22 protein-coding genes, 1 tRNA gene and 1 riboswitch are annotated in these 25165 nt (G+C 40.1%); of the genes, 15 read left to right on the top strand and 8 right to left on the bottom strand.

What is annotated here, in order from left to right:
- Positions 1–62: 62 nt before the first annotated feature.
- Both EFY79_RS04835 and EFY79_RS04830 read right to left on the bottom strand, forming a co-directional pair.
- Positions 63–1235 carry a trans-sulfuration enzyme family protein gene (locus tag EFY79_RS04835; RefSeq protein WP_123119552.1) on the bottom strand — a complete coding sequence of 391 codons (1173 nt, stop codon included), beginning with the start codon at positions 1233–1235 and terminating at the stop codon, positions 63–65.
- Between the two features lie 98 nt (positions 1236–1333).
- Positions 1334–2719, bottom strand: coding sequence for an APC family permease (locus EFY79_RS04830; RefSeq protein WP_123119551.1), 1386 nt, complete (start codon positions 2717–2719; stop codon positions 1334–1336).
- Positions 2720–2777: 58 nt separating this feature from the next.
- Between EFY79_RS04830 and EFY79_RS04825 the strand changes: the two genes are divergently transcribed.
- The 4 genes from EFY79_RS04825 (at position 2778) to EFY79_RS04810 (ending at position 7983) form a co-directional block, all read left to right on the top strand.
- Complete coding sequence (locus EFY79_RS04825; protein WP_123119550.1) at positions 2778–4838, top strand: TonB-dependent receptor; 2061 nt, start codon at positions 2778–2780, stop codon at positions 4836–4838.
- Between the two features lie 103 nt (positions 4839–4941).
- A riboswitch (cobalamin riboswitch) is annotated at positions 4942–5187 on the top strand.
- 97 nt (positions 5188–5284) lie between these two features.
- Positions 5285–7225, top strand: a complete 1941-nt coding sequence (locus EFY79_RS21870) for a TonB-dependent receptor plug domain-containing protein (RefSeq protein WP_123119549.1) — start codon at positions 5285–5287, stop codon at positions 7223–7225.
- Positions 7226–7301: 76 nt separating this feature from the next.
- Positions 7302–7895 (top strand): MarC family protein, encoded by a 594-nt coding sequence (locus tag EFY79_RS04815; RefSeq protein WP_123119548.1) that lies wholly within the window; start codon positions 7302–7304, stop codon positions 7893–7895.
- A gap of 16 nt (positions 7896–7911) precedes the next feature.
- Positions 7912–7983 (top strand) — tRNA-Arg (locus tag EFY79_RS04810).
- Between the two features lie 43 nt (positions 7984–8026).
- Here EFY79_RS04810 and EFY79_RS04805 read toward each other — a convergent pair.
- The 5 genes from EFY79_RS04805 to EFY79_RS04785 form a co-directional block, all read right to left on the bottom strand.
- On the bottom strand, positions 8027–9265 hold the full coding sequence (locus EFY79_RS04805) for an RNA polymerase sigma factor (protein ID WP_123119547.1): 1239 nt from the start codon (positions 9263–9265) through the stop codon (positions 8027–8029).
- Positions 9266–9300: 35 nt separating this feature from the next.
- On the bottom strand, positions 9301–9663 hold the full coding sequence (locus EFY79_RS04800; RefSeq protein ID WP_123119546.1) for a YciI family protein: 363 nt from the start codon (positions 9661–9663) through the stop codon (positions 9301–9303).
- Positions 9664–9804: 141 nt separating this feature from the next.
- A complete protein-coding gene (locus tag EFY79_RS04795; RefSeq protein ID WP_123119545.1) occupies positions 9805–10278 on the bottom strand; it encodes a carboxymuconolactone decarboxylase family protein in 474 nt (157 codons plus the stop codon).
- 110 nt (positions 10279–10388) lie between these two features.
- Positions 10389–11105, bottom strand: coding sequence for an alpha/beta fold hydrolase (locus EFY79_RS04790; protein ID WP_123119544.1), 717 nt, complete (start codon positions 11103–11105; stop codon positions 10389–10391).
- Between the two features lie 185 nt (positions 11106–11290).
- A complete protein-coding gene (locus EFY79_RS04785) occupies positions 11291–12295 on the bottom strand; it encodes an aldo/keto reductase (RefSeq protein WP_123119543.1) in 1005 nt (334 codons plus the stop codon).
- Positions 12296–12604: 309 nt separating this feature from the next.
- Here EFY79_RS04785 and EFY79_RS04780 point away from each other — a divergent pair, with 309 nt between their 5' ends.
- The 7 genes from EFY79_RS04780 to EFY79_RS04750 all read left to right on the top strand — a co-directional run bounded on the left by EFY79_RS04780 (position 12605) and on the right by EFY79_RS04750 (position 18991).
- Complete coding sequence (locus EFY79_RS04780) at positions 12605–13120, top strand: hypothetical protein (RefSeq protein ID WP_123119542.1); 516 nt, start codon at positions 12605–12607, stop codon at positions 13118–13120.
- 233 nt (positions 13121–13353) lie between these two features.
- A complete protein-coding gene (gene prpB / locus EFY79_RS04775) occupies positions 13354–14256 on the top strand; it encodes a methylisocitrate lyase (protein WP_123119541.1) in 903 nt (300 codons plus the stop codon).
- Positions 14249–15403 carry a bifunctional 2-methylcitrate synthase/citrate synthase gene (gene prpC, locus EFY79_RS04770; protein ID WP_123119540.1) on the top strand — a complete coding sequence of 385 codons (1155 nt, stop codon included), beginning with the start codon at positions 14249–14251 and terminating at the stop codon, positions 15401–15403. Before prpB ends, prpC begins: the two co-directional genes overlap by 8 nt.
- A 249-nt stretch (positions 15404–15652) precedes the next feature.
- Complete coding sequence (locus EFY79_RS04765; protein WP_123119539.1) at positions 15653–15856, top strand: hypothetical protein; 204 nt, start codon at positions 15653–15655, stop codon at positions 15854–15856.
- The gene (locus EFY79_RS04760; RefSeq protein WP_123119538.1) at positions 15853–16302 is read left to right on the top strand and encodes a PIN domain-containing protein; all 450 of its coding nucleotides are present in this window, start codon (positions 15853–15855) and stop codon (positions 16300–16302) included. Before EFY79_RS04765 ends, EFY79_RS04760 begins: the two co-directional genes overlap by 4 nt.
- A 101-nt stretch (positions 16303–16403) precedes the next feature.
- Positions 16404–17855 carry a bifunctional 2-methylcitrate dehydratase/aconitate hydratase gene (locus tag EFY79_RS04755; protein WP_123119537.1) on the top strand — a complete coding sequence of 484 codons (1452 nt, stop codon included), beginning with the start codon at positions 16404–16406 and terminating at the stop codon, positions 17853–17855.
- A 224-nt stretch (positions 17856–18079) separates the two neighbouring features.
- Complete coding sequence (locus EFY79_RS04750; protein ID WP_123119536.1) at positions 18080–18991, top strand: alkaline phosphatase family protein; 912 nt, start codon at positions 18080–18082, stop codon at positions 18989–18991.
- Between the two features lie 100 nt (positions 18992–19091).
- Here the strand turns inward: EFY79_RS04750 and EFY79_RS04745 are convergent, their stop codons facing one another.
- On the bottom strand, positions 19092–19604 hold the full coding sequence (locus tag EFY79_RS04745) for a DinB family protein (protein ID WP_123119535.1): 513 nt from the start codon (positions 19602–19604) through the stop codon (positions 19092–19094).
- Between the two features lie 254 nt (positions 19605–19858).
- On the opposite strand from EFY79_RS04745, the gene EFY79_RS04740 reads away from it, so the two are divergent.
- The 4 genes from EFY79_RS04740 (at position 19859) to EFY79_RS04720 (ending at position 25165) form a co-directional block, all read left to right on the top strand.
- A complete protein-coding gene (locus EFY79_RS04740) occupies positions 19859–20995 on the top strand; it encodes an aldose epimerase family protein (protein ID WP_123119534.1) in 1137 nt (378 codons plus the stop codon).
- On the top strand, positions 20996–21676 hold the full coding sequence (locus EFY79_RS04735; protein WP_123119533.1) for an HAD family hydrolase: 681 nt from the start codon (positions 20996–20998) through the stop codon (positions 21674–21676).
- 243 nt (positions 21677–21919) lie between these two features.
- Positions 21920–23470, top strand: a complete 1551-nt coding sequence (locus EFY79_RS04725; RefSeq protein WP_123119531.1) for an alpha-N-arabinofuranosidase — start codon at positions 21920–21922, stop codon at positions 23468–23470.
- Positions 23471–23497: 27 nt separating this feature from the next.
- Positions 23498–25165: a ribulokinase gene (locus EFY79_RS04720; protein WP_123119530.1), complete on the top strand. Its 1668-nt coding sequence runs from the start codon at positions 23498–23500 to the stop codon at positions 25163–25165.

Genomic DNA, 25165 nt, shown 5'->3' with positions numbered 1-25165 from the left:
TGTGATAAGTGGCAAAAGCTTTATTGTAAATGACAGTTTTGAAAAAAGATTTTTTAAATAGCTTAAGCCATTTTACTAAAGCCCCCTTCTAGATCTTCAATTAAATAATCCGCTTCTTCAAGGCCTGTGTACATTCTCAATCTTCGGTGAACTTTATTATTCGGATCAAATTCATTTGGCCTTATGGATGCACATCCGGGAATGACCAGCGATTCGTGGCCGCCCCAACTTACGGCCATTAAAATATGTTTCAGTCCCTCGCAAAAATTTTCAATCTCCCGGATGGTTTTTGTTTTCAGAACAAAAGAAAACAGTCCGCCTGCGCCAAGCATTTGCTTTTGGGCGAGCTTATATTGAGGGAAGTTTGGATTAAACGGATAATGAACTTCTTCTACTTCGTCACGGCTTTCCAGGTAACTGATAATTTTTTTTGTGGTAATCGAACTCTTTTCCAAACGCGAAGGAAGTGTTCTTAATCCGCGAAGAATGAGCCAGGCATTAAAAGGAGAAATGCCAATTCCCATATTTAGATATTCACTGTTGAAAATTTTTTCAATCAATATTTTTTTGCCACTTAATACACCGGCTACCACGTCGCTGTGGCCGTTTAAATATTTGGTAGCGCTTTGCAAAACCAGGTCAATGCCAAAATCAATTGGCCTTTGGTATAATGGGGTGCAATAACTGTTATCGCAGATAGTAATAACATTTTTTGAGCGCGCCAATTTTGATACCGCTTCCAGTTCCTGCAAATAAAAACTCCAGCTATTCGGAGTTTCAAGGTAAATAATGCGGGTGTTTGGGCGCACGGCAGCTTCAAAATTCTCTATAGCCCTTCCATCCACATACGTCACTGACACATCAAATTTCGGCAAAATATTATTGAACAGTTTTTGCGCCCATGTATAAGGTTGATCTACAGAAATAATATGATCTCCGCTTTTCACCTGCGACAAAACAGCGGCAAATATCGCCGAGGCGCCACTGTTGCACACCAGGCAATCTTCTGCTCCATCAAGCGCAGCAAGCTTTTGAGATAAAATCCGGACAGTTGGATTTAAGCCACGGCTGTATAAAAAAGTAGAATATTCATCTTCAAATGCTTTGCGAAGCTGATCCACTTTGGTGAATGAAAAATTACTGGTTTGAATGATTGGCGGAGAAACTGCATTAAAATAGTTCTCCCTGTCTTCTCCAAGCTCATTGATGATATATGAAATTGATTTCGAATCCATGGATTCTGTATTTAAACTTAAGTGTGTATTATTTCTTCAAAATAAAATTCTTACTATTTATTGCTTTACTAACTTTTACAACTGATACTGCATTTGATTTATTGATGCATATTTTTTTGTTCTTTTAATTTCTCTGCTACAAAATAAAAAATAATAAATGCTGCCAATACCGCCAGCCCAACAAGGGATATTTTCGTATTGGTCACTAAAATACTGATTCCAACAAATACATAAGCCGCTATAAAAATCAAAGGCAACAGTGGATAAAGTTTCATTATGTAAATGCCGCTGTCATCAAGGTATGAAGTTTTTTTCCGGATGATAAAAATGGATCCGGCCGAAAACGCCATTCCAAAACAATCCAAAAAAATGGTAAAGCTCAGGATGGTGTCAAATTCCTTCGCCCAGAAAATGATAAAAACGCAAAGGATTGAAAAAACAGTAAGTGAAGTGGTAAGTGCTTCTGTCTTTACGTTTCGTTTTTTAAATGCAGGTGGCAAAATGTTATCATCACTCATGGCGGCCATTACTCTCGGGTTGCTCATCAGCGTAATATTTACGTAGGCGAGTACACTTAAAAAAAGCAACACGGATAGAATTTTTTCAGCATTTTGGCCAAAAACTTTTGAAGCCATAATAGCTGCAATATTTTTTGCCGTTTTTAACCGCTCAAAACCGATCACATTTACATAGGCATAATTGATAAAAAAATAAAGCAGGATAATAATGATGATTCCGAAAAAAATGCCGCGCGGAATGGTTTTTTTCGGCTGTACTACTTCTTCTCCAAAGTTTATTGTTTGCTGATAGCCACCGTAAGTAAAACTTACCGCTACCAGGCCAATGCCAAATGATTTTAAATATTCTACGAATGCAGGAGAAGCGGTGGAAACATGAGTAACAACTGTATTTGCAGAAGAACTGCCGGCAAAAAATAAAGGGCTTATCAGCGCAATCACCATCAGGATTTTAATTACTGTCAGAATATTCTGTGCGCGGGCACTCATCTTTAATCCCATCAAATTAAGCCCATAAAAAATAATGACAGCGCAAATAGCAATACCAATTTGTAAATGTTGGATATAAAGCGTGTTTTCCGGATTAGATATCCATCGCTGTTGCTGCGACGCCGGAATTAAAACCCCTGTAATATATTCGCCACCCACCAGCGCAACAGCCGCGAGCGAGGCCGCGTTGGAAACAAGGATGATACAATTGATAGCAAAGGCAATCGAGGGATGATACGCAAAGGCAATCACTTTGTAATAACCGCCGGTAACCGGCATGCGGCTGCCAATTTCTGCATAGGTAAGAGCGCCGCATAATGCAATGAATCCGCCCACAATCCAGGCGGCATAAAAAACGGCCGGGCTGCCCACGGCCATGGCTACATTGGAAGGCGTACGAAAAATTCCCATACCAATTACGAGGCTTACCATAATGATTGTAAAATCAAATAGTGAAAGCTGCTTCGTAAGTTTCATAAAGGAAAGATAGAAATATTATTGGTTACTTTTGTGCCTGATTAAGCACATATCTCTGATGAAGCATTTCCTTATAATTTTTGTATTACTTCCGTTTTCTGTCTCAGCTCAACACATTTATAACGAAGATTCGGCCCTGATTTTAGAAAATGTGATTGTAAAAGCGTATGAACAAAACCGAAGCCTGATAAAGGTCGCAGCGCCTGTAAGTGTCATCGGGCAGTCGCAGTTAAACCGTTTTGGCAACTTGTCAATTTTGCCCGCCGTCAATATTACGCCCGGTGTAAGTATGGAAGAAAGATCTCCGGGAAGCTACCGGCTTAATATCCGTGGCAGTTCATTACGCTCGCCATTTGGTGTGAGGGATGTAAAAATTTACTTGAATGATATTCCGCTTACAGACCCGAGTGGCAATACCTATTTAAATCAATTGAGCTTTTACAATTTCAATTCAATAGAAATTGTCAAAGGGCCTGCCAGCAGCTTATATGGCGCCGGAATCGGAGGAGCAATGCTTATTAATACATTGCCCGATGTATGGAATGCGGGAGCATCAATTGATTATTCAGCCGGAAGCTATAACACGCATAGCATCAATGCCAATGTAAAAACCGGTAATGCCAACCGGGGAAACAGTTTCAATTTTTCTCATCAAACCAGTGATGGATACCGGCAACAGGCAAAAATGCGCAGAGATATCGCGAACTGGGAAACCCAATTGAAAGTAAGCGACAAACAATCGCTTCATGCTTTTATGTCTTACAGCGATCTCTACTATCAAACGCCCGGCGGCCTGAATCTTACTCAATACAATGCTGACCCTAAACAGGCACGACCTGCGGCGGGGCCGTTTCCCGGCGCAGTGCAGGCGAAAGCAGCCATTTATCAGAAGATATTTTTGACGTCATTTAGTAGTCACTACGTGTTCAATGATCATTGGTATAACAAGACTTCAGTGTATGGATCTTATACCGATTTTACTAACCCCGGCATCAGGGTGTATGAATACCGCCAGGAGCCGCATTTTGGAGGCAGAAGCGTATTTGAATTCAAAAAGAAAATTAAACAATCCGACCTCCAGATTGATTTCGGAGCGGAGGCTCAAAAAGGATTTTTTAATACAAGAGATTATAGCAACTTGCACGGCACTGCAGATTCATTACAATCTGACGATAATCTAAACAACTGGCAATACATGATTTTTGCCCAGGCAAACCTGGAATTGCCCAAAGGCTGGTCAATAACCGGCGGCGCCAGCATGAACAAATCTTCTATCAGTGATGTAAATCTTCATGCAAGGCCTTCCACCACACAGGAAAGAATTTTTAAAAATCAAATAGCGCCACATCTCGCCGTTCTTAAGCAATTGAAAAAACAGATGTCTGCCTACGTAAGCATTGCCCGTGGTTTTTCTCCGCCTACAGTTTCTGAAGTACTTAGGTCGGATGGTTTGTTCGGAAAAAATTTGCAACCTGTAGATGGAATGGATTATGAATTGGGATTCAAAGGAGCTACTTTGAGTAACAGACTTTATTTTGATATAAGCGCCTTCCTGTTTGATTTGAACAACACCATAGTGCAACGAATTGATGTGGACGGCGTTTATTATTATGTGAATGCAGGTAGTACCAAGCAAAAAGGAATAGAAGCGTACTCTTCGTATCAATTAACAGACAGGCCGCGCCAATTTATCAGCGCTACGAAAGTATGGGCCAGCTATGCTTTACACGATTTTCATTATGGAAATTTTAAGCAGGTAAATGATGATTTTTCAAAAAATAAATTGCCAGGCGCCGCGCCAAATGTAGTGGTGGCAGGCATCGACGTGCAATCAAAAGCCGGCCTCACTTTAAACGTAACTTATAATTATTCAGATAAAATTGCGCTCAACGATGCGAATTCTGTTTATGGTTCATCCTATAGTCTTTTAGGTGCGAAACTGGGATTTAAAATCAATGTGGATAAAAAAACCGGCGCTATAATTTTTGCGGGCGCGGATAATATTTTGGATACAAAATACAGTTTGGGTTACGACATAAACGCAGCAGCAGGAAGATATTACAACGCGGCCCCCGGAAGAAATTTTTATGCGGGTGTGTCGCTAAAATTTAATCAGTAGCAGTCAGCGTCTTACAGCAAAGCAATAAATAATCCGCAATTTTTTTCCTGCGCATTTTAATGTTAGCAGCCTCGCCATTTTTGAATTTCAATTTTTTTGCTTTTACATTTGCAGCCTGATTGGTTTCTCCGCCTCAGGCAGAGAATTAAAAAGGGAATCCGGTTCAATTCCGGAGCTATCCCCGTAGCTGTAAGGCAAGTGAATTAAGGGTTTGGGCAATTAAAGATCAATTCATCGTTGGCCATCCCATTCACCGTGTTGAATCTTCATACCACTGTTCGCCCGTGGCGGATGGGAAGGTGTTCAACATTAGCCAAGCCAGAAGACCTGCCAGTCACGAGTCAACAATTCGAAGCTTTCGGGTGAAAAGCATGAAGTGTAAAAGCCGGGGAGGCATTTATATTTCTTTCTTTAATCGGAAGCAGTCACAAAAAAAATTTTTGTAAATGAAAAAAGGATTTTTTATTGCGGCTGCTGTATTTATCAGCAGTTATGGTTGGGCACAACAGGATTCTTCTGTTACCACACTGGACGAGGTAGTGGTTACACCCACAAAGTCGTTATTAAAACAATCGCAAACGGGCAAAGTTGTAAACGTAATCACTCATGAAGAGCTACAAAAAAGTTTTGGAAAATCGTTAGGCGGAGTGCTTAACAATCAACCCGGAATTACCATAAACGGAGCGGATAATAACCTGGGAACTAACCAAACGGTTTATACCCGCGGTGCATCATCTGCCAATACATTAATCCTCATTGACGGCGTGCCGTTGTATGACGCATCAGGCATCAGCAGTGAGTTTGACCTGAATAATTTTGCATTGGACAATATCGAAAGAATTGAAATTTTAAAAGGAGCACAATCTACCTTATATGGTTCAGACGCGGTGGCCGGGGTGATTAATATCATCACGCGCAAATCATCTCCAAAACCGCTGAGCCTTAATATGAATTTTTCTGCAGGTAGTTACCAGACTTACAAAGACGGAATTTCATTAAGCGGCAATAACGGTAAGGGACAAACGTTTTTTGCATCTTACAACAGAATTTATAGCCGGGGATTTTCATCGGCTTACGATTCTACCGGGAAAAATAATTTTGACGATGACGGTTTTAACCAGGATGCCGTAATGCTGAAGTACAGCCTAAAACCACTGAAAAATACATCTGTGCATGTTTTTACAAAATACAATAGCAACCATGCAGATATTGATGCAGGCGCTTTCAGAGACGACAAGGATTATACAAATCATAATAATAATTTTATAGCAGGTACTTCAATAGATTATACACTTAATAAAGGATTCATCAGGCTGCAATACAATTATAACCGCTTCAACAGGAATTACGAAGATGATTCTACTGACGTGGGAGGCTTTTCAAAATATCAAAAAGCAAAATACAATGGCTCATCCAATTTTGCTGAAATATATGCAAGTCTCCGTCTTGCAAAACACATTGAGCTGCTGACCGGCGCAGATTTCAGGCAAAATTCAAGCGACCAGTTGTATATTTTTTTTCCTGATTATGGTTTTCCGGCTGTGCCTATTTCTTCAGATTCTGCAAAAACCAGCCAGTATAGTTTGTATGCATCTTTAATGTTGAAAAGATTGAAGGGGTTGAATGCGCAAATCGGCAGCCGGTACAATCATCACAATATATATGGTTCAAATTTTACCTATTCATTTAACCCGTTTTTTATTCTTAAAAATCATTATAAAATTTATGCCAGCGCTTCTTCCGGCTACCGGGTGCCCTCCATCTACCAGTTATATTCAGAATATGGGAATAGAAATTTGAAACCGGAAGTTACCACCAGCGTTGAAGCAGGTTTTCAGTATTTTTCAAATGATATAAATGCCCGGATAACTGGTTTTGCCAGAAACGGAAAAGATATTTTTTACTTTTATACTGACCCAATCACTTATGCTAACAAATATATAAATGCGGACAAGCAACAGGATTACGGCATTGAAGCTGAAGCGCATTTCAAGTTTTCACCCATATTTTCTGCTGACTTAAATTATACCTATGTGGATGGTAAGATTTTTACTGCCGGCAGCGCAGCTAAAGATACTTCTTACTTCAACCTTTACAAGAGGCCAAAAAATGTTTTTAATTTATCACTCAGTGTGCAGGCTGCCAAAGAATTATTTTTATCTGTGAAATTTAAAACCGTGAGTGAATCGTTTGAACCTCAATACAACGGGCCTTCTTACAAATTAAACGGATATTATACCTTGGGATTGTATGGGCAATATCAACCCAAAAAGATGTTTACACTTTTTGCAGATTTACAAAATATTACTGACCAAAAATATTTTGTGACGCGCGGATTTACAACGAAAGGATTTAATCTAAATGCAGGAGCAAAAATTAACCTCTAATGCGTGTTGACAAGGTAAAACAATTATAAAGCCTCTGCGCGTCTGCATCATCTTTGCTACATTTGAAAAAAAAAGAATGCCGAGCATTGCCAATATTTCTAAAAGTGAATTACTAACGATAAGCTTCACCTTATTTGCGGTAATAGACATATTAGGTTCAATACCGGTATTGATTTCATTAAAAGATAAGATGGGCGGCCAGATTCGTTCGTTCCAGGCCACCATTGCTTCGGGAACGCTGATGATACTGTTTCTGTTTTTGGGCGAACAATTCCTAAAACTTTTAGGCCTGGATGTTCATTCTTTTGCAGTTGCCGGAAGTATTGTAATATTTATCATCGGGCTGGAAATGATTTTAGGAGTTGATTTTTTTAAACAGGAAAAAAATCCGAAAAGCGGCAGCATGGTTCCTATCGCTTTTCCCCTAATCGCCGGCTCGGGAACGCTCACCACTATCATGTCTTTAAAAGCGGGTTATCATGATATCAATATTTTGCTAGGTATACTTATCAACTGCATTGTAATTTTTATTGTTTTGAAATCGCTAAACTGGGTGGAAAGGGCTTTAGGACCAAGCGGGCTTTCAGTGATAAGAAAATTTTTTGGAGTGATATTAATAGCCATTGCTGTTAAAATATTTGGAAGTAATATTGCAGCCTTCGGGCAATAGCCAATCTGACATTACCGGCCTCGTAGTACAATGGATAGTATAAGAGTTTCCGAAGCTCCAGATACAGGTTCGATTCCTGTCGAGGCCACTTTAAGGTGAAAATAAAAAGAATTAAAAAAACTAAAAACATTCTAAACCCTTAAAGATTTCATTTTTAGGCTTATAATTTGTCTTTCAGTTTCTGTTTTTGCTAATGAAAGCGCTCTTTCAAAATAGGCTTTTGCCTTTTCATTGTTACTTCCTGCATATAATTCGCCAAGCAGCGTAAAATAAAAATGATTGTGGGGCAGATTTATTTTTGCAGCCTCTGCCAACGCGACTTCCTTTCCCCGCGCTTTATACAAAGCATAAAGCCTGTTTAAAGCCACGCCGGGCGAATAATTTATTTCCAATAATAAATTGTAATGATGTAAAATGCTTTCCCGTTTTTCTTTAGTATCATCTTTTTGACAATTCAAAAAAGCAATACCAGCCTCCAAATGATAAGAGCTCAGTTTGTTTCCCTGCGCAGATAAATTTAAAAAGTGAATACCTTGTTCTATTAAATTCTGATCCCAAAGATTTTCGTCCTGCTCGTCGTATAAAATAAAATCGATTTTGTCGTTTTGCCGGGCATCCAGCCTTGAAGCATGAAAACTCATCAACGCAACCAGCGCATTTGTTTTTGGCAAACTGGTCTTGCTGTATTCTGTAAGCATCAAACCCAGCCTCAGCGCTTCCATGCAAAAATCTTTTCGCAATAGTTGATTTTGAGTGGCAGAATAATATCCTTCATTAAAGAGCAAATAAATGATGTGCAAAACATTGTCAAGCCGGGCTTCGATTTCATTTTCAGGCGGCATTTCTAATTGGACCTTTTCTGCTCTTAATTTTTCTTTTGCCCTGAATAATCTTTTATTGATGGTTTCCTTATTGCTAAAAAAAGCTTCTGCTATTTCTTCTATTCCAAAACCGCAGAGTACGCGCAGGGCAAGGGCTATCTGGGCTTCACTTGCAATTACAGGATCACAAATAGCAAACATCATTTCCAACTGGCTGTCTTTAATATTTTTTGTTGAAAAATCCATCTCTTTGGTTTCTACAATGGTGTCTGCTGATACTTTTATTTGAGGAACTATTTTTTCGTCAAAGATTTTTTTACGCCTGAAATGATATAAGGTTTTTTGTTTGGCCACTGTGTATAGCCATGCGGTTGGGTTTGGTGGAACGCCCTTTTTTGTCCAGTTCTCAGTAGCAGTTAAAAAGGTTTCACTTACAATATCTTCAGCGGTCTCAATGTATTGCAGCCCATAGAGCTTACTTATGACCGCAACCATTTTTGCAAATTCCTTTCGGAATAAATCGGGAATTAATTCTGTTTCTTCACCCATTTTTTAAAAAGGAAACTTATTTTTTAATAGCGTAGCTACCGGCTCGTCCCAGGTTCTTTCGCCAAAAAAGCCTCTCTTATCTCTACGCTGCCTCCTATCTCCAGCACGGGACAACCATGTGCCAGAGTAATTGCCTCGTCTAAAGTCTCCGTCTTTATTACAGCAAGGCCGCCTAGTTTTTCTTTTAATTCAACAAAAGGACCATCAGTTATTACCCCGCCGGGTTTCAAAATTTTACCGTCTTCAGAAAGCGCAAGACCAGTGCTCGATAACTTTACGTCCTCGGGGAATCCGCTAAGCCAATCATCCCATTTTTTACGATACGCTTTTATTTTTTCTGAATCCATTTCAGGTTCCTTTAGTTGCGGCCGCCTGAATAATAAAACGAATTCTTTCATGTTGATCTGTTTTGATTTTTGTTGTTTTTAATTGGGATAAAGGTCAAAAACCTTGCCTGCCCCTCGCACTTAACTGCCCGGCAGACAAGGTATTTTTTCTTTATCATTTTCCTGTATCATTCAATAGCCATTAGCGCAGAATTAATTTGCATGCACTTCCCATTGCCCTGGCTGATAATCTCCCGCCGGGGTTTTGAATGCAATATTAATACGATTGTAAGTATTGATGGTAGTAACCGCTACAGTTAAGTCTATCAATTCTTCTTCGGAAAACTGATGGCGGGCTTCTTCATAAATTTCATCCGGCACATCGCCGTCTTTAAGCTTTGTTACGGCTTCTGCCCACGCCAGTGCAGCGCGCTCGCGCTCTGAATAAAAAGGCGCTTCACGCCACGCAGCGATTGTATATAAACGTTGTTCAGTTTCCCCTGCTGCGCGCAAATCTTTTGAATGCATGTCAAGGCAATAAGCACAACCATTTATTTGTGATACCCTGAAATCAATTAAATTAATCAGTTGCGGTTCCAACGATGATTTAGCGAGATATACACTCAGGCCACCTAATGCTTTGATTACTTTTTGTCCTTTTTCTAATAAATCAATTCTCTGTTTCATTTTATCGTTTTTTAATTATTAAAATTGTTACACCTTAATAATGACTGAACTATTTAAAACAGGACATACACAATAACTTATTTTTATTTTCTTAACTGAATCTATTACTACTACGGAATTTGCAAAATCGACAACGCTGTTTCGTTCGGAGCGCTTATCATCGCGTTATGTCCACCGGACAGCATCTGGTAATAGTTAAAGCCCATGCGCTTTGCCCTTTCACCGGCATCAACAAACCAGGGAAAACGGGAAAGTTGAATGAATGTTCCTGGAATATTACTTCCTCGTTGGGTGAGATCTATTGTTTCAGTAAAGGTCTTGTATGGCTGATCGCCAACCCGGACTTTTACCCAATCAATATCTTTTCTATCCCTTACACCAAGGTCTTCAAGTGTTCCGAGAAATGGAATTCTCCACCCATCGCCTTTTGAAGATACTATTGTATTTAGTGACGGTATGACGAGATAATCCACTATGGATTTTTTATCCTCCGGCAAAAAGGCATCCAGATACACAAGTCGCGAAATTCTATTGGCTACTTTTTCTGCTACGCCGGAAATAACCATCCCAGCGTAACTATGTCCGACCAATATTACATTGTATAAATCTTCGTATTCAAGCATTGAAACTATATCTTCAATATGCGTACTTAAATCAATCTTTGGTGTAAGCAAGTGCGATCGCTCCCCAAGTCCTGTAAGTGTAGGTGTATAAACCATATGTCCTTTGGGTTCCAATAACGCCTTAACTTTTTTCCAGCACCAGCCACCATGCCAGGCTCCGTGAACAAGTACATAAACCGAATGATTGCTATTAACTTTATTCAATAAGTTTAAATTTTAAAAAATTATTTTTTCTTTTGTACCACGCTTACCATTAGCAGCCAGCGCTTCTTTAAATTAGAAAAAAACTCTGCTACCGGCAATTCAACGTAAGATTTTGCAGTTTTCTTCAGTGTTTGCGCCATCTCATTTCTTTGAAGAATTGCATCTGATTTATAAATACATCCGTTTTATTTATTTACCAGTTTCATGTTAGCATCGCTGATACGTTGACCTACATTCGGATATTTTTTTAAAATCATTTCTATGGATTCAAAATCATTTTTATCTAAAATAATATCCACTGCTTTAGCATTTTCTTCGAGATATTTTCGCTTTTTCGTTCCGGGAATAGGGATGATATCTTCCCCTTGTGCCAATACCCAGGCTAAAGCCAGTTGAGCCGGTGTACAATTTTTTTCTTTAGCAATGGCAGCAAATTCATCTACCAATTTCCGATTGTTTTCCCAATGTGCGTCATCAAAACGCGGTACGCTTCTTCTCCAGTCATCTTTTGTCAACGAATTATTTCCATTAAGTGTAGCCGTAATAATGCCCCTTGCCAAAGGACTATAGGGAACCAATGAAATGCCCAATTCACGACACGTATCCAAAATTTCTCCTTCCACATCGCGGCTCAATAGCGAATATTCACTTTGCAATGCCGCAATGGGATGGACTTTAGACGCACGGCGCAGCGACTCAGCAGAAGCCTCAGATAATCCTATATAACGAATCTTTCCTTCCTTTACGAGGTCTGCCATAGCGCCAACTGTTTCTTCAACAGGCACCTGCGGATCTACACGATGCGAATAATATAAATCAATGGTCTCTATTTTCAATCGTTTCAGGCTTTTCTCCACCGCTTTTTTTGCATAAGCCGGCGAGCCATCAAAATAAGTTCCTGGCGTGCCACCGAAACCTGCACTCCCTTCTCTTTGGCGGAAACCAAATTTAGTAGCAATGAAAACTTTGTTCCGGTTGGGCGATAAAACCTTTGAAATCAATTTTTCATTTTCTCCAAAGGCGTACATGTCTGCGGTGTCCCAAAAATTAATACCTAAATCCAATGCCTTATGCAAGGTAGCTATGCTTTCCTCGTCATCACGAATGCCGTACGCATGGCTCATGCCCATACAGCCCAATCCTATGGCGGATAAATGCTCTTCTGTTTTTCCTAGTGTTCTGTATTTCATCTTTTACATCTTTAGAATGCAAAGGTAAGTTCACATACCATAGCCGAAAATGGTCAGGCAGGACAATCTTAGTGGTGAAATGTGCCATCTCAAATAGCGGTTAAGTGCCTGTCCAACCTACCTTTCCTGCACTTCTTTATACTTCAGGCAATACGCAAAATAAAAATTCAGCTTAATTGTGACTTCACTGTCCATAAAACTGGTTCAGATGAAATTTTAAAAAAAAAATGACTGCAACACAATTAATCATATTTTGAATCGTTATACCATATGTAGAACGATGATTTCAATATTTAAATTCATTCTCCTATGGTAACAATTTCTTACGTTCTTCTCATTGCGTTAATCATGTTCGCAGCTACTTTGCGTTTAATTTCTTTTATCTCAAAAAGAAAAAAAGATAAATTATGTTTACGGTTAAGTAAAGAAGGCGCGAGCAACGGCCTCACTTTTTGCAGCCAGGAGCTTTTGGCAAATATTATCATAGGAATAGATGGTATACACCGCAAAATTCTTGTGGTGGAACAAAAGGCACATCATTATCACAGCACCATTATATCATTGGAAGAAGTACATCATTGCCAGGTGTTCAGCAACGAAGGGCTTTTGAGGCGTAAAAACTTTAATACCCTCAGCGAGTATTTAAAAAGCGTTGTATTAGAGCTTCGGTTTGAATTTAATAATTCACATGAAACTGCTTCCATCATTTTTGCGAAAGGTTTAAACACTTCAAAAAGAGAACTTGAACTATTGCGCGCCAAAGCAGAATTCTGGTCCGTTATGTTTTCAAAAATGCTTACACATCGCATAAGCGCACGAGCCTGATAGAATTCTTTCAGTGTATCCCCGAAGGTATAATGATTGATTTTTCATATTGATATTTTTGGTTAATAAAAGATAGTAAAAGTTAATATGCTATCAAATTTAAAGGCTGCCCGGAAAAGGGCGGCCTTTGATTTTTGTTCCTTTCTTTTATCTGCCTTAACATGACAATAGGAATATAGTCTTAGGCTGAAGCTGCAAATTCTATTCATATAATCGGTGTACTTTCGTACCCTATGAAAAGTTCAAATATTTCAAGTTCACAGGGGCTTCGTTTCCGTGAGGCAATGAAAAAGGAACAGCCGCTGCAAATCGTAGGCGCTGTGAATGCGCAACATGCATTATTAGCCGGGCAGGCAGGATTCAATGCCATTTATCTTTCGGGCGGCGGTGTGGCTGCGGGCTCGCTGGGCATTCCTGATTTGGGAATTACTACTTTGGAAGATGTGCTGATTGATATCAATCGCATCACCAACGTTACCAATTTACCTTTGATGGTAGATGTGGATACCGGTTTCGGCCCTTCCGCTTTTAACGTGGCGCGAACCGTAAAATCATTGATAAAAGCAGGCGCAGCAGCGCTTCACATCGAAGACCAGGTAGGCGCAAAACGATGTGGCCATCGCCCCGGAAAAGAAATAGTGAGCAAAGAAGAAATGGCCGACCGGCTGAAAGCGGCTGTGGATGCAAGAACCGATGAACATTTTGTAATTGGCGCGAGAACCGATGCTTTTGCAAATGAAGGTTTGGAAAAAACATTGGAAAGAGCTGTGGCCTATAAAGAGGCAGGAGCCGATTTCATTTTTGCAGAAGCCATTCCTGATTTATCTTATTACAAGAAATTTGTGGATGCCACAGGAATCCCTGTGCTGGCCAATATTACAGAGTTTGGAATGATACCCATGTACACAGTGGATGAATTGCGCGATGCTGGTGTCGGGTTAATTTTATATCCGCTTTCTGCTTTTCGCGCGGCCAACAAGGCGGCAGAAAATGTATACCGGCATATTCGTAAGGAAGGCACGCAAAAGAATGTGCTGCACACGATGCAAACCAGGGAAGAATTGTATCAAACCATTGGCTACCACGATTACGAACAAAAATTAGATAAACTTTTTAAAGAAAATAAAAATGGCTGATAATACAGAAACCCCGGCATTCAAGCCGAAGAAAAGTGTAGCGCTTTCAGGCGTAGTAGCGGGCAACACTGCTTTATGCACTGTGGGCAAAAGCGGAAACGATTTACATTATCGCGGTTACAATATTCTCGACCTGGCAGAAAAAGCTGAGTTTGAAGAAGTGGCTTATTTGCTTATTTATGGCGCTTTGCCGACGCAACTTGAATTGGCAAATTATAAAACCAGATTAAAATCTTTGCGCGGATTATCGAAGCCGGTAAAAAACATTTTACAACAGATTCCTGCTACGGCGCATCCAATGGATGTTTTGCGGACTTATGTTTCAGCGCTTGGTTGTGTAGAACCGGAAAAAGAGGACCATAACATTTCCGGAGCAAGAGACATTGCTGATAAATTGCTGGCATCATTCAGTTCTGCATTATTATATTGGTATCACTATTCGCACAACGAAAAAGAGATTGAAGTAGAGACCGACGATGAAACAATTGGCGGTCATTTTTTACATCTTTTGCATGGAAACAAACCTTCTGAATCGTGGATAAAAGCCATGCAGATTTCATTGAACCTATATGCGGAGCATGAATTCAATGCCTCTACGTTTACAGCGAGGGTTATTGCCGGAACCGGTTCTGATATGTATTCGGCTATAACTGGTGCCATTGGTGCATTACGCGGACCAAAGCATGGCGGGGCAAATGAAGTAGCTTACGATATTCAGAGCAGGTACAATTCTCCTGAAGAAGCAGAAGAAGATATCCGTAAACGGTTGGAGAAGAAAGAAGTGATTATTGGATTTGGCCACCCGGTTTATACCATTTCTGACCCGCGTAATGTGGTGATAAAAAAAGTAGCGAAACAGCTTTCAGAAGAAGCAGGCGATATGCAATTGTATAACATTGCCGAACGGCTGGAAAGTGTGATGTGGAATGAGAAAAAAATGTTCCCTAACCTCGATTGGTTTTCGGCAGTTTCCTATCATCTGATGGGTGTGCCTACATTAATGTTTACGCCGCTGTTTGTCGTGTCAAGAGTTACCGGATGGAGCGCGCACGTGATAGAACAAAGAGAAGATGGAAAAATCATCCGCCCGAGCGCTAATTATACCGGCCCTGAGAACAGAGAATTTGTTTCGATTGAAAAAAGATAAACAGCTGAAAATGGGAAAGAATAATTATAGAAATTACTTTTTTTCCTAAACCATTTGGAAAGGATGAGAAAATTCAGGAAATGACTTTTGACTGAAAATTTTTTATCAATAAGTTATCGTTCCAATTACTAAGGCTTTCAGCAGAAGAACAAATATCCCCTTTTTTTATATTTACCTCGGGCTTTGGCTTTTCAATCAGTATTAACACGCACAAATAATTCCTTAACTTCGGGATAGAAAATTCAGTAAATGGAAATAGAAAGAACAAACAAAGAAGTTATTATCAGGCTTCCCTCTTATGTTGACACGGAGGGGCTTCAACGTTTGGTAGACTATCTGACATATAAAGAAGCTACTGCGAAATCAAAAGCCAAACAGTCCGATGTTGACGCATTAGCAACAGAAGTTAAACAAGGTTGGTGGAAAAAAAACAGAAGCCGGCTTGTTAAATGAAAATCGTAGTTGACACAAATATAATTTTCAGTACACTATTAAACTCCAACCATACAATCGGCGACCTTTTGTTTAACTCGGACAAGCATTTTGAATTTTATAGTTGCAGTTATATGGGTTATGAAATTCAAAAGCATTGGGAACGACTTAAAAAAATTTCAAAATTATCAGAAGAACAATTGCAGGTCTCTTACATGCAGATTCTTTCAAAATTAAAATTTATAAACGAAGAAATCATCCCTGCTGAAACATGGCTGGCTTCGGAAGAAGTTACAAAAGAGATAGACATTGATGATATTGATTTTGTAGCGTTGACAAAATTTTTGAAAGCTACATTGTGGACAGGTGACAAAGCTCTCTACAACGGGCTTAAAAAACACAACTTTAAAAAACTGCTAAACACGACTGAATTACTTGCACTTCGGATGTCCAAAAGCCAGAAATAAAACGCCATATAACCAAACTATCTTTGCCGGTAACTGAACTTAAACACAAATCAATTAATAATATTCAGCAATTAATATCCAAACCAATAATTTAAGTAGAAATGTCATCACCTATCTCAAATGAAAGACCACAACCTGATAAAGTTTTAACCGATATCGTGGATTATGTGTTGAACTATGAAATCAAAACTGACCTTGCCTGGAAGACGGCGCACTATTGTTTATTGGATACATTGGGCTGCGGATTTGAAGCGCTGACCTATCCGGCATGTACCAAATTATTAGGGCCAATCGTACCGGGAACAACGGTTCCGCACGGCGCTAAAGTTCCGGGAACACAATTCCAGTTAGACCCCGTGCAGGCTTCTTTTAATATCGGTGCAATTATCCGCTGGCTTGATTTTAATGATACCTGGCTGGCCGCAGAATGGGGACATCCCTCTGATAATCTCGGCGGAATTCTCGCAACCACTGACTGGCTTTCGAGGACTGCCCTTGCCAACGGAAAGCCGCCGTTAAAAATGAAACAAGTGTTGGAAGCGATGATAAAAGCGCATGAAATCCAGGGCGTGCTTGCTTTGGAAAATTCATTTAATAAAGTCGGTTTAGACCATGTTATTTTGGTGAAAGTGGCTTCTACTGCTGTCGTTGGAAAATTAATCGGGCTCAGCCGTGATGAATTAATCAATGCGGTTTCCCTGGCTTTTGTGGATGGGCAATCTTTAAGAACTTATCGTCATTCGCCCAACACAGGTAGCAGGAAATCGTGGGCGGCCGGTGATGCCACTTCGCGCGCCGTTCGTTTAGCGTTGATGGCAAAGACCGGCGAAATGGGCTATCCTTCTGTACTGACTGCGAAAACCTGGGGCTTTTATGATGTGTCGTTCCGCGGAAATGAATTTAAATTTCAGCGCGATTATGGTTCTTACGTGATGGAAAATGTTTTGTTTAAAATTTCTTTCCCGGCAGAATTTCACTCACAAACCGCCGTGGAAGCGGCTATGGCTTTGCATGGAACGCTCGCAGATTTAAATAAAACCGTTGACGATATTAAGAAAATAACCATCCGCACACATGAGGCCGCCATTCGCATCATCGACAAAAAAGGCCCGTTGAACAATCCCGCCGACAGGGACCATTGCATTCAATATATGATTGCCGTTCCTTTGATTTATGGAAGATTAACGGCTGCAGATTATGAAAACAATATCGCGGCCGATGAGCGGATTGATGTGCTGCGCGATAAAATGATTTGCATAGAAGACAAACAATTTACCCTGGATTATCACGCCCCCGAAAAACGCTCCATCGCCAATGCGTTGACAGTAGAATTAAACGATGGAAGGATTTTGCCGGAAGTAGTAGTCGAATATCCCATCGGCCACAAACGCAGGCGGGAAGCGGGAATACCTTTGTTGCTCGAAAAATTTAGTATTAATCTCGCCAGGAAATTTCCTGAAAAACAGCAGAAAGTTATTTTAGACGCTACCTTAGATTACACCAAATTAGTAGATATGCCGGTAAATGAATTTGTGGATTTGATGGTGATTTAATCATAAATGGTGAATGGTGAATCGTCAAACACAGTGAAGCAATAAATTTTCGGAATTTTTATTTTCAGCAATTCCACCAATTTATTTCGGTTATATTTTTAAGATAAAAAATTAACTTAGCAGTTGCTTGATTTTCCTTTGGCCGGCAGACGGTTTTATAAAGGCACAAGATTAAAAATGTGAACTCATCACGAACTTTTTGTTCCAAAAAACAAAAAATATTTATGAAGAAGTTTTCTTTTCTGTTGTTTGGTGTGGCCATTGTAGCCCTGGCAACTTCCTGCAGGCAGGACCCTCAAAAAGTTACCGAAAGAGACGGTATAAAAGTGCCTGATCATGTCGTGATCGTAATAGAAGAAAATCACGGGTATGATCAGATAGTCGGATCAGACAGCGCGGCTTATATAAATAAATTAGTGGCTGAAAGTGCCGTGTTTACCGATGCGCATGGAGTGACGCATCCGAGCCAACCTAATTACCTGGCATTTTATTCGGGAACAACGCAGGGCATTAATGGCGATCAATGCCTGAAAGATTCAACTCCTTATACTACGCCTAATTTAGGAGCGGCTTTGCTTCAAAACGGATATACCTTTAAAGGATATGCGCAAACAATGCCTTCTGCCGGGTATCTTGAATGTGGCTATGGAAAAGGCGAGCTGACAGGCCAGAGTTTATATGGAAGAAAACATTGCCCGTGGGTAAACTGGCAGGGCCATAAAAAAAATAACATACCTGATTCGTTGAGTCAACCGATGACTGCTTTTCCCAAAAATTTTGATGATCTCCCTACTGTCTCTTTTGTAATTCCCGACATGGACCATGATATGCATAACATAGGCGCACCGGGAGATTCAGCATGTATCGTAAGAGGCGACAACTGGTTGAAACAAAATCTCAGCGCTTATGTGGAATGGGCAAAAAACCATAACAGCCTTTTAATTCTTACGTATGACGAAGACCAGTTTACTGCGCAAAATCGTATTCTCACTTTATTCGCAGGTGCCAATGTAAAACCCGGAAAATATTCTGAAAAGATCAATCACTATAATGTGCTGAAAACGCTTGAAACCATGTATGGCCTGCATGTGCAGGATAGCAATGTAGTAGCGGTAAAAAATATCTGGAAAAAATAACAGAAGGTTTTTTAATGTGAGAGTTAAAAACGTTTATGCGTTACCGTTAGTTTGCGCTCAAGGGGATACCTTTTTGAAAAGATGCCCTCTTTTGGAATAATCATTTATTTGGAATCAAAAAATTCTTATCATCAGCTGAAGGGCCATAAATAGAAGGCACAGGAATATCATTCAATCGCATATAAACGGTAAGCTGCCCGCGATGATGAACCCAATGGTTAAGGGTTACGCCGATATCAGTTATTTTTTTTGAACTATATAAAACCTGGCCATTTGCTTTCAGCGTAAAATCTCCTTGCAGATCTTCATCCGTGGCATTTTCCAGCACTTTCCTCGCTGCTGTCATATTTTCTTCGAAGTGCTCCACCAGTTCTTCATTGTTTTTTGGAGAAGCATGTTTGAAAGTAGCGAAATCTATTTCGCCATCAGTCACCATGTGAACAATCCATAAAGGAATTTCGGCCACCAGCAAAGCCAGGTAGCCCATGTTCATTGATTTTGGATGAGGCTTGTATTCAAATAAGGTTTCCGGAATTCTTTCAAGGCAAGCTTTTGTTGCAGAATATTCACGATTTAGTTCCTGAAGAAAATCTGCTGCTTTTGATGTTGCCATTGTTATTTTTTTTTACTGCGAATTTAAGATAGCCATCAAATTATTTAACAATATGAGACCAAAAAGAGCGCAAGCAATAAAATAAAAATCATGCGAATTTGTTGGCCTGCTGCTAAATATTTTTACGCTGTCTGAAAGAAACGAAAATCATACCGGCATTTATAAATAGAAATCTTTTCTAAATTGCTTTACATTTGACGGATAAAAACCTTGCATCACCCTGATATTTTTCAAAAAAAAATTAAAAAGAAATCATGAAGATTACAAGCATTTTCCTGGTTGCAGGAATTCTATCTTTTGTCGTAGCCTCCTGCAATAATTCTGGTAGTAATAAAAGTTCTGATATAAAAGCGGGAGTAACCAAAACTTCCTGGGGCGAATTTGATGGCAAAAAAGTGGAGCTTTTCACTTTGGTAAATCATAAGGGAGATACTGTGACGATTACTAATTATGGCGGAACAATTACTTCATTTGTGGTGCCTGATAAAAACGGAAATCACTCAAGCATTATCATCGGTTTCGATAGTTTGAAAACCTACTTGCAAAAGCCGCCTTATTTTGGCGCATTGATTGGCCGTTATGCGAACAGGATCGGAGGCGCACAATTTACGCTTAACAACAACGAGTACAAGCTAAATCCCAATGATGGAAAAAATACTTTGCACGGCGGATTGAAAGGATTTGATAAAGTAGTGTGGGATGCAACAATTCCTTCAGACAGCGTCCCTTCGATCGAATTAAATTATGTAAGCAAAGATGGAGAGGAAGGTTTTCCGGGGAATCTGAAAGTGATGGTAAAATATACGCTTACTGATGATCATGAATTGAAAATTGAATACAATGCTGAAACTGATAAGCCAACGCCGATTAATCTTACTAATCATAGTTATTTTAATTTGTCGGGTCGTGTAACCAATTCCATCCTTAATGAAACTTTGTGGATTGATGCAGACAAATACACGCCCGTTGACAGCACATTAATTCCGACCGGCGAAATACTTGATGTGAAAGGAACTCCGTTTGATTTTACTTCAGCCAAAAAAATCGGCGTTTCGATTGATTCGGTTAAAGGCGGTTATGATATTAATTATGTATTAAACAGGAAAGATTCTACTTCTCTTCAAAAGGTGGCTGAGGTGTCAGATTCTATCAGCGGCCGCACTATGGAAGTGTATACTACGCAGCCAGGAATACAATTTTATACAGGCAATTTTTTAGACGGAAAATTCACTAATCGCTACGGCAATCCGATCACACAGCATTCCGCATTATGCCTTGAAACGCAGCATTTTCCTGATTCTCCGAATAAGCCGGGTTTTCCTTCCGCCACTTTAAACCCGGGCGAAAAATTTCACCAGGAAACTGTTTATAAAATAAAAGTGAATGATTAGATGGCTGATTACGCTTTTATTTTTGACCTGAACGGAACGATGATTGATGATATGGAATATCATGCAAAGGCGTGGTCTGATATATTGAATATTGACCTGGACGCGGCGCTAACTTTAGACCAGGTGAGGGCAGAAATGTATGGAAAAAATGTGGAGCTGCTCGACAGGGTTTTTGGAAAAAATTATTTTTCGCCGGAAAAAGAACAGCAAATATCAATTGAAAAGGAAAGAAGATACCAGGAAGCTTTCAGGCCACATCTTTCACTCATCAAGGGACTGGATCAATTTCTTAAAAAGACCGAAGCCAGCAGAATTTCAATGGCAGTAGGCACTGCAGCCATCCCCATTAATATAGATTTTGTTTTGGACGGCCTGAACATCCGCCATTATTTTAAAGCAATCGTTAGTGCTGACGATGTGATAAAAAGCAAGCCTGACCCCGAGACTTTTACAAAGTGTGCCGAACTTTTGCATGTTCGCCCGGAAAATTGTGTCGTATTTGAAGACGCACCAAAGGGCGTGGAAGCCGCTGAGAATGCCGGTATGAGTTGTGTGGTGATTACTACCATGCATCCGCAGGAAGAATTTAAAAATTATAAAAACATAATTTCCTTTATTGAAGATTATACATCGGCAGATCCACAAACATTTGCAAAAACGATTTCGCAAAAAACAAAGTAGACGAACTTATACGGCAGATTTCTATTTTGCCTTATTACAAAATCCGGAATGATCTTCCGGAATTTTTTTTTATTCAATTGATTAAAAAACGTATGTTTGACAATAATAGCGTCGTTGCGAATTTTATTTCAGTTGCAAATGCCTTAAGTGAAGAAGAAACGAGCCAGGTAAGGCGGGATGAGATTACAAAATTCTTAGAAGTTTTTTGATTTGAAATTAATAATCTAAATAAACAAATTCTTTATGCGTATCAAGCTCTTCATGATGTCTGTCGGAATGATTCTTTTTTCTCCGATGGCTTTTTCCCAGCCCACGGCAACCCTGAATGTAAACGTAAATGCAGGAAAGGAGATCATTTCCAAAGATATTTATGGGATGTTTTCTGAGCATCTCGGCCGTGATATTTACGATGGCTTTTGGGTGGGAAAAGATTCAAAAATTCCGAATAAAGACGGCATCAGGCTGGATATTGTCAAAGCTTTAAAAGATATTAAAGTTCCGCTGATGCGCTGGCCAGGTGGTTGTTTCGCCGATCAGTATCATTGGATGGACGGCATCGGGCCAATGAATAAAAGGCCGGAAACGGTCAACATGAGTTGGGGAGGTGTTAGTGAAAATAATGAATTTGGTACCCATGAATTTATGCAACTCTGTGACCTTATCGGCTGCCAGGCTTATATAGCCGGTAACATGGGCAGCGGAACAGTAAAAGAAATGGCTGAATGGATAGAATATGTAAATTCTCCATTAGAAAGTTCTGTCACTAAAATGCGGAAAGAAAATGGCCGTGAAAAGCCATGGTATGTTCCTTATTGGGGCGTTGGAAATGAAAGCTGGGGCTGCGGCGGCAATATGACGCCAGAGCAATACACAGATATGTATCGGAGATACGCCACTTTTTGCCATAGCTATCCCGGGGCGCCATTGAAAAAAATCGCAAGCGGCCCAAATGGTGATGATGCACATTGGATGGAGGTAATGATGAAAAATATTCCTCACAACCTCATGTGGGGCGTGTCGCTACATTATTATACCATACCGACGGGCAATTGGGGGGCTAAAGGCTCTGCCACTGATTTTGACGAAAACCAATACTTTAGTACCATGAAAAATGCGCTCCACATGGATAATGTTATCAATAACCAGGTGGCCGTAATGGATAAATATGATCCAAAGAATAAAGTGGCACTGGCTGTGGATGAATGGGGCGTTTGGACTGATGCAGAACCGGGAACTAATCCTGCTTTTTTGTATCAACAAAACAGCCTGAGAGATGCGCTGGCTGCGGCTTCTACTTTAAATATTTTTAACAACCACAGCGACAGGGTGAAGATGGCCAATCTTGCCCAAACCGTAAATGTGTTGCAGGCATTAGTTTTAACCAAAGGTGCTCAAATGGTGCTTACGCCCACTTATTTCGTTTTTGGAATGTATAAGGTTCACCAGGACGCCACCTTGTTGCCCATCAGGTTAGTTTCACCGGATTATGTTTCCGGGAATGATTATATTCCTGCTGTAAATGCGTCGGCCTCAAAAGATTCTACCGGGGCTATTCATATTTCTTTGGTAAATATTGACCCTTTAAAAACTATTACTATCCGCACCACTTTTGAAGGAAGCAGTTGGAAAAATGTGACCGGCAAGGTTTTGACTTCTGATAAATTTAATGATGTTAATACATTTGAAAATCCGGACAAAATTAAAGTTGCTGCATTCTCAGGCGCTAAAAAAGATAAAGACGAATTGGTGGTAACCCTTCCTCCGAAATCTGTAGTAGTACTGGAATTGAAATGATTGATATTTAAAATTTTTTAAAAATTAATGGAACAGAAATTTGTAATTGGCGTTGATTACGGAACTGATTCAGTTCGCTCCGTGATTGTGAACGCAATGAATGGTGAAGAAATTGCTTCTTCGGTATTTGCTTATCCGCGCTGGAAGCAGGGATTGTATTGCGACCCTTCGAAAAATCAATTCCGCCAGCATCCTTTGGATTATATAGAAGGATTGGAAAAAACTATAAAAGACTGCGTGGAAAAAGCCGGAAAAGAAGTAGCAGAAAAAATAGTGGCTATTTCTGTAGATACCACGGGTTCCACACCTGTAGCGGTAGATAAAACAGGAACCCCGCTGGCTTTGCTCACTTCTTTTGAAAACAATCCGAATGCGATGTTTGTCCTTTGGAAAGACCATACGGCAACTGCAGAAGCGGCGGAAATAAATGAAAAGGCAAAAGAATTTGGAATTAATTATTTGCAGTTTGTCGGCGGAATTTATTCCTCAGAATGGTTTTGGGCAAAACTACTTCGTTTACTGCGCGAAGATGAATCGGTAAGAGCGGCGTGCTATTCATGGGTAGAGCATTGCGACTGGATTCCTTTTCTGCTGACGGGCGGAACAGATGTAAAAGATATGAAACGCGGCGTTTGTTCTGCAGGCCATAAAGCCTTATGGGCAGAGGAATTTGGCGGATTTCCACCGGATGAATTTTTTAAAACTGTGGACCCCTTACTGGAAAATTTTACATCCAGATTATTTACAAAAACTTATACTGCCGATAAACCCGCTGGAACTTTATCAGAAGAATGGGCAGAAAAATTAGGTCTATCAACAAATGTAATTATTGGCGTTGGCGCAATGGATGCCCACATGGGCGCAGTAGGCGGACAAATTGAACCTTACTATTTAAGTAAAGTAATGGGAACATCCACCTGCGATATGTTGGTGGCGCCCGCTGAGGAAGTGAACGAAACTTTAGTGAGTGGAATTTGTGGACAGGTGCCTGGTTCTGTTATTCCGGGAATGATTGGAATGGAGGCAGGGCAGTCCGCTTTTGGCGACACCTATGCATGGTTTAAGAACCTTTTGTCGTGGCCATTTGAGCTAATGCGACAATCGAAAATATCAGAGGAAGAAAAGATTAATGAGCTGATTGATGAAGCCACACATAAAATAATTGCACGGCTTTCAGAAGAAGCTCAAAAATTGCCTTTGGGTGAAAATGATGAATTGTCTGTGGATTGGTTAAATGGGCGGAGAACACCCGATGCCGACCAATTGCTAAAGGCTGCCGTTACCGGGTTAACACTGGGAACGGATGCGCCGCGATTTTTTAAAGCGCTGGTGGAAGGAACTTGTTTTGGCGCCAAAGCTATTGTTGAAAGATTTAATCAGCAAGGCATACAAGTAAAAGGTTTGATAGGCATTGGTGGCGTTGCAAAAAAATCTTCCTACATCATGCAAACCATGGCGGACGTAATGGATATGCCCATAAAAATTCACCGGTCAGAACAAACGTGCGCAGCGGGGGCGGCCATGTTTGCAGCCACCGCAGCAGGAATTTATGATAAGGTAGAAGACGCAATGAAGGCAATGGGACGTGGCTTTGATAAAGAATATTTTCCTGATAAAAACAAAGTAGCAATCTATAAAAAGCGATATGAGAAATATCAGCAGTTAGGAAAATTCATTGAACAACAAACCAAATAA

The sequence above is a fragment of the Hanamia caeni genome, assembly GCF_003721595.1.
GTDB lineage: Bacteria > Bacteroidota > Bacteroidia > Chitinophagales > Chitinophagaceae > Ginsengibacter > Ginsengibacter caeni.
The sequence above is the reverse complement of the archived record's forward strand: the minus strand, read 5'-3'. Positions and strand labels throughout refer to the sequence as shown.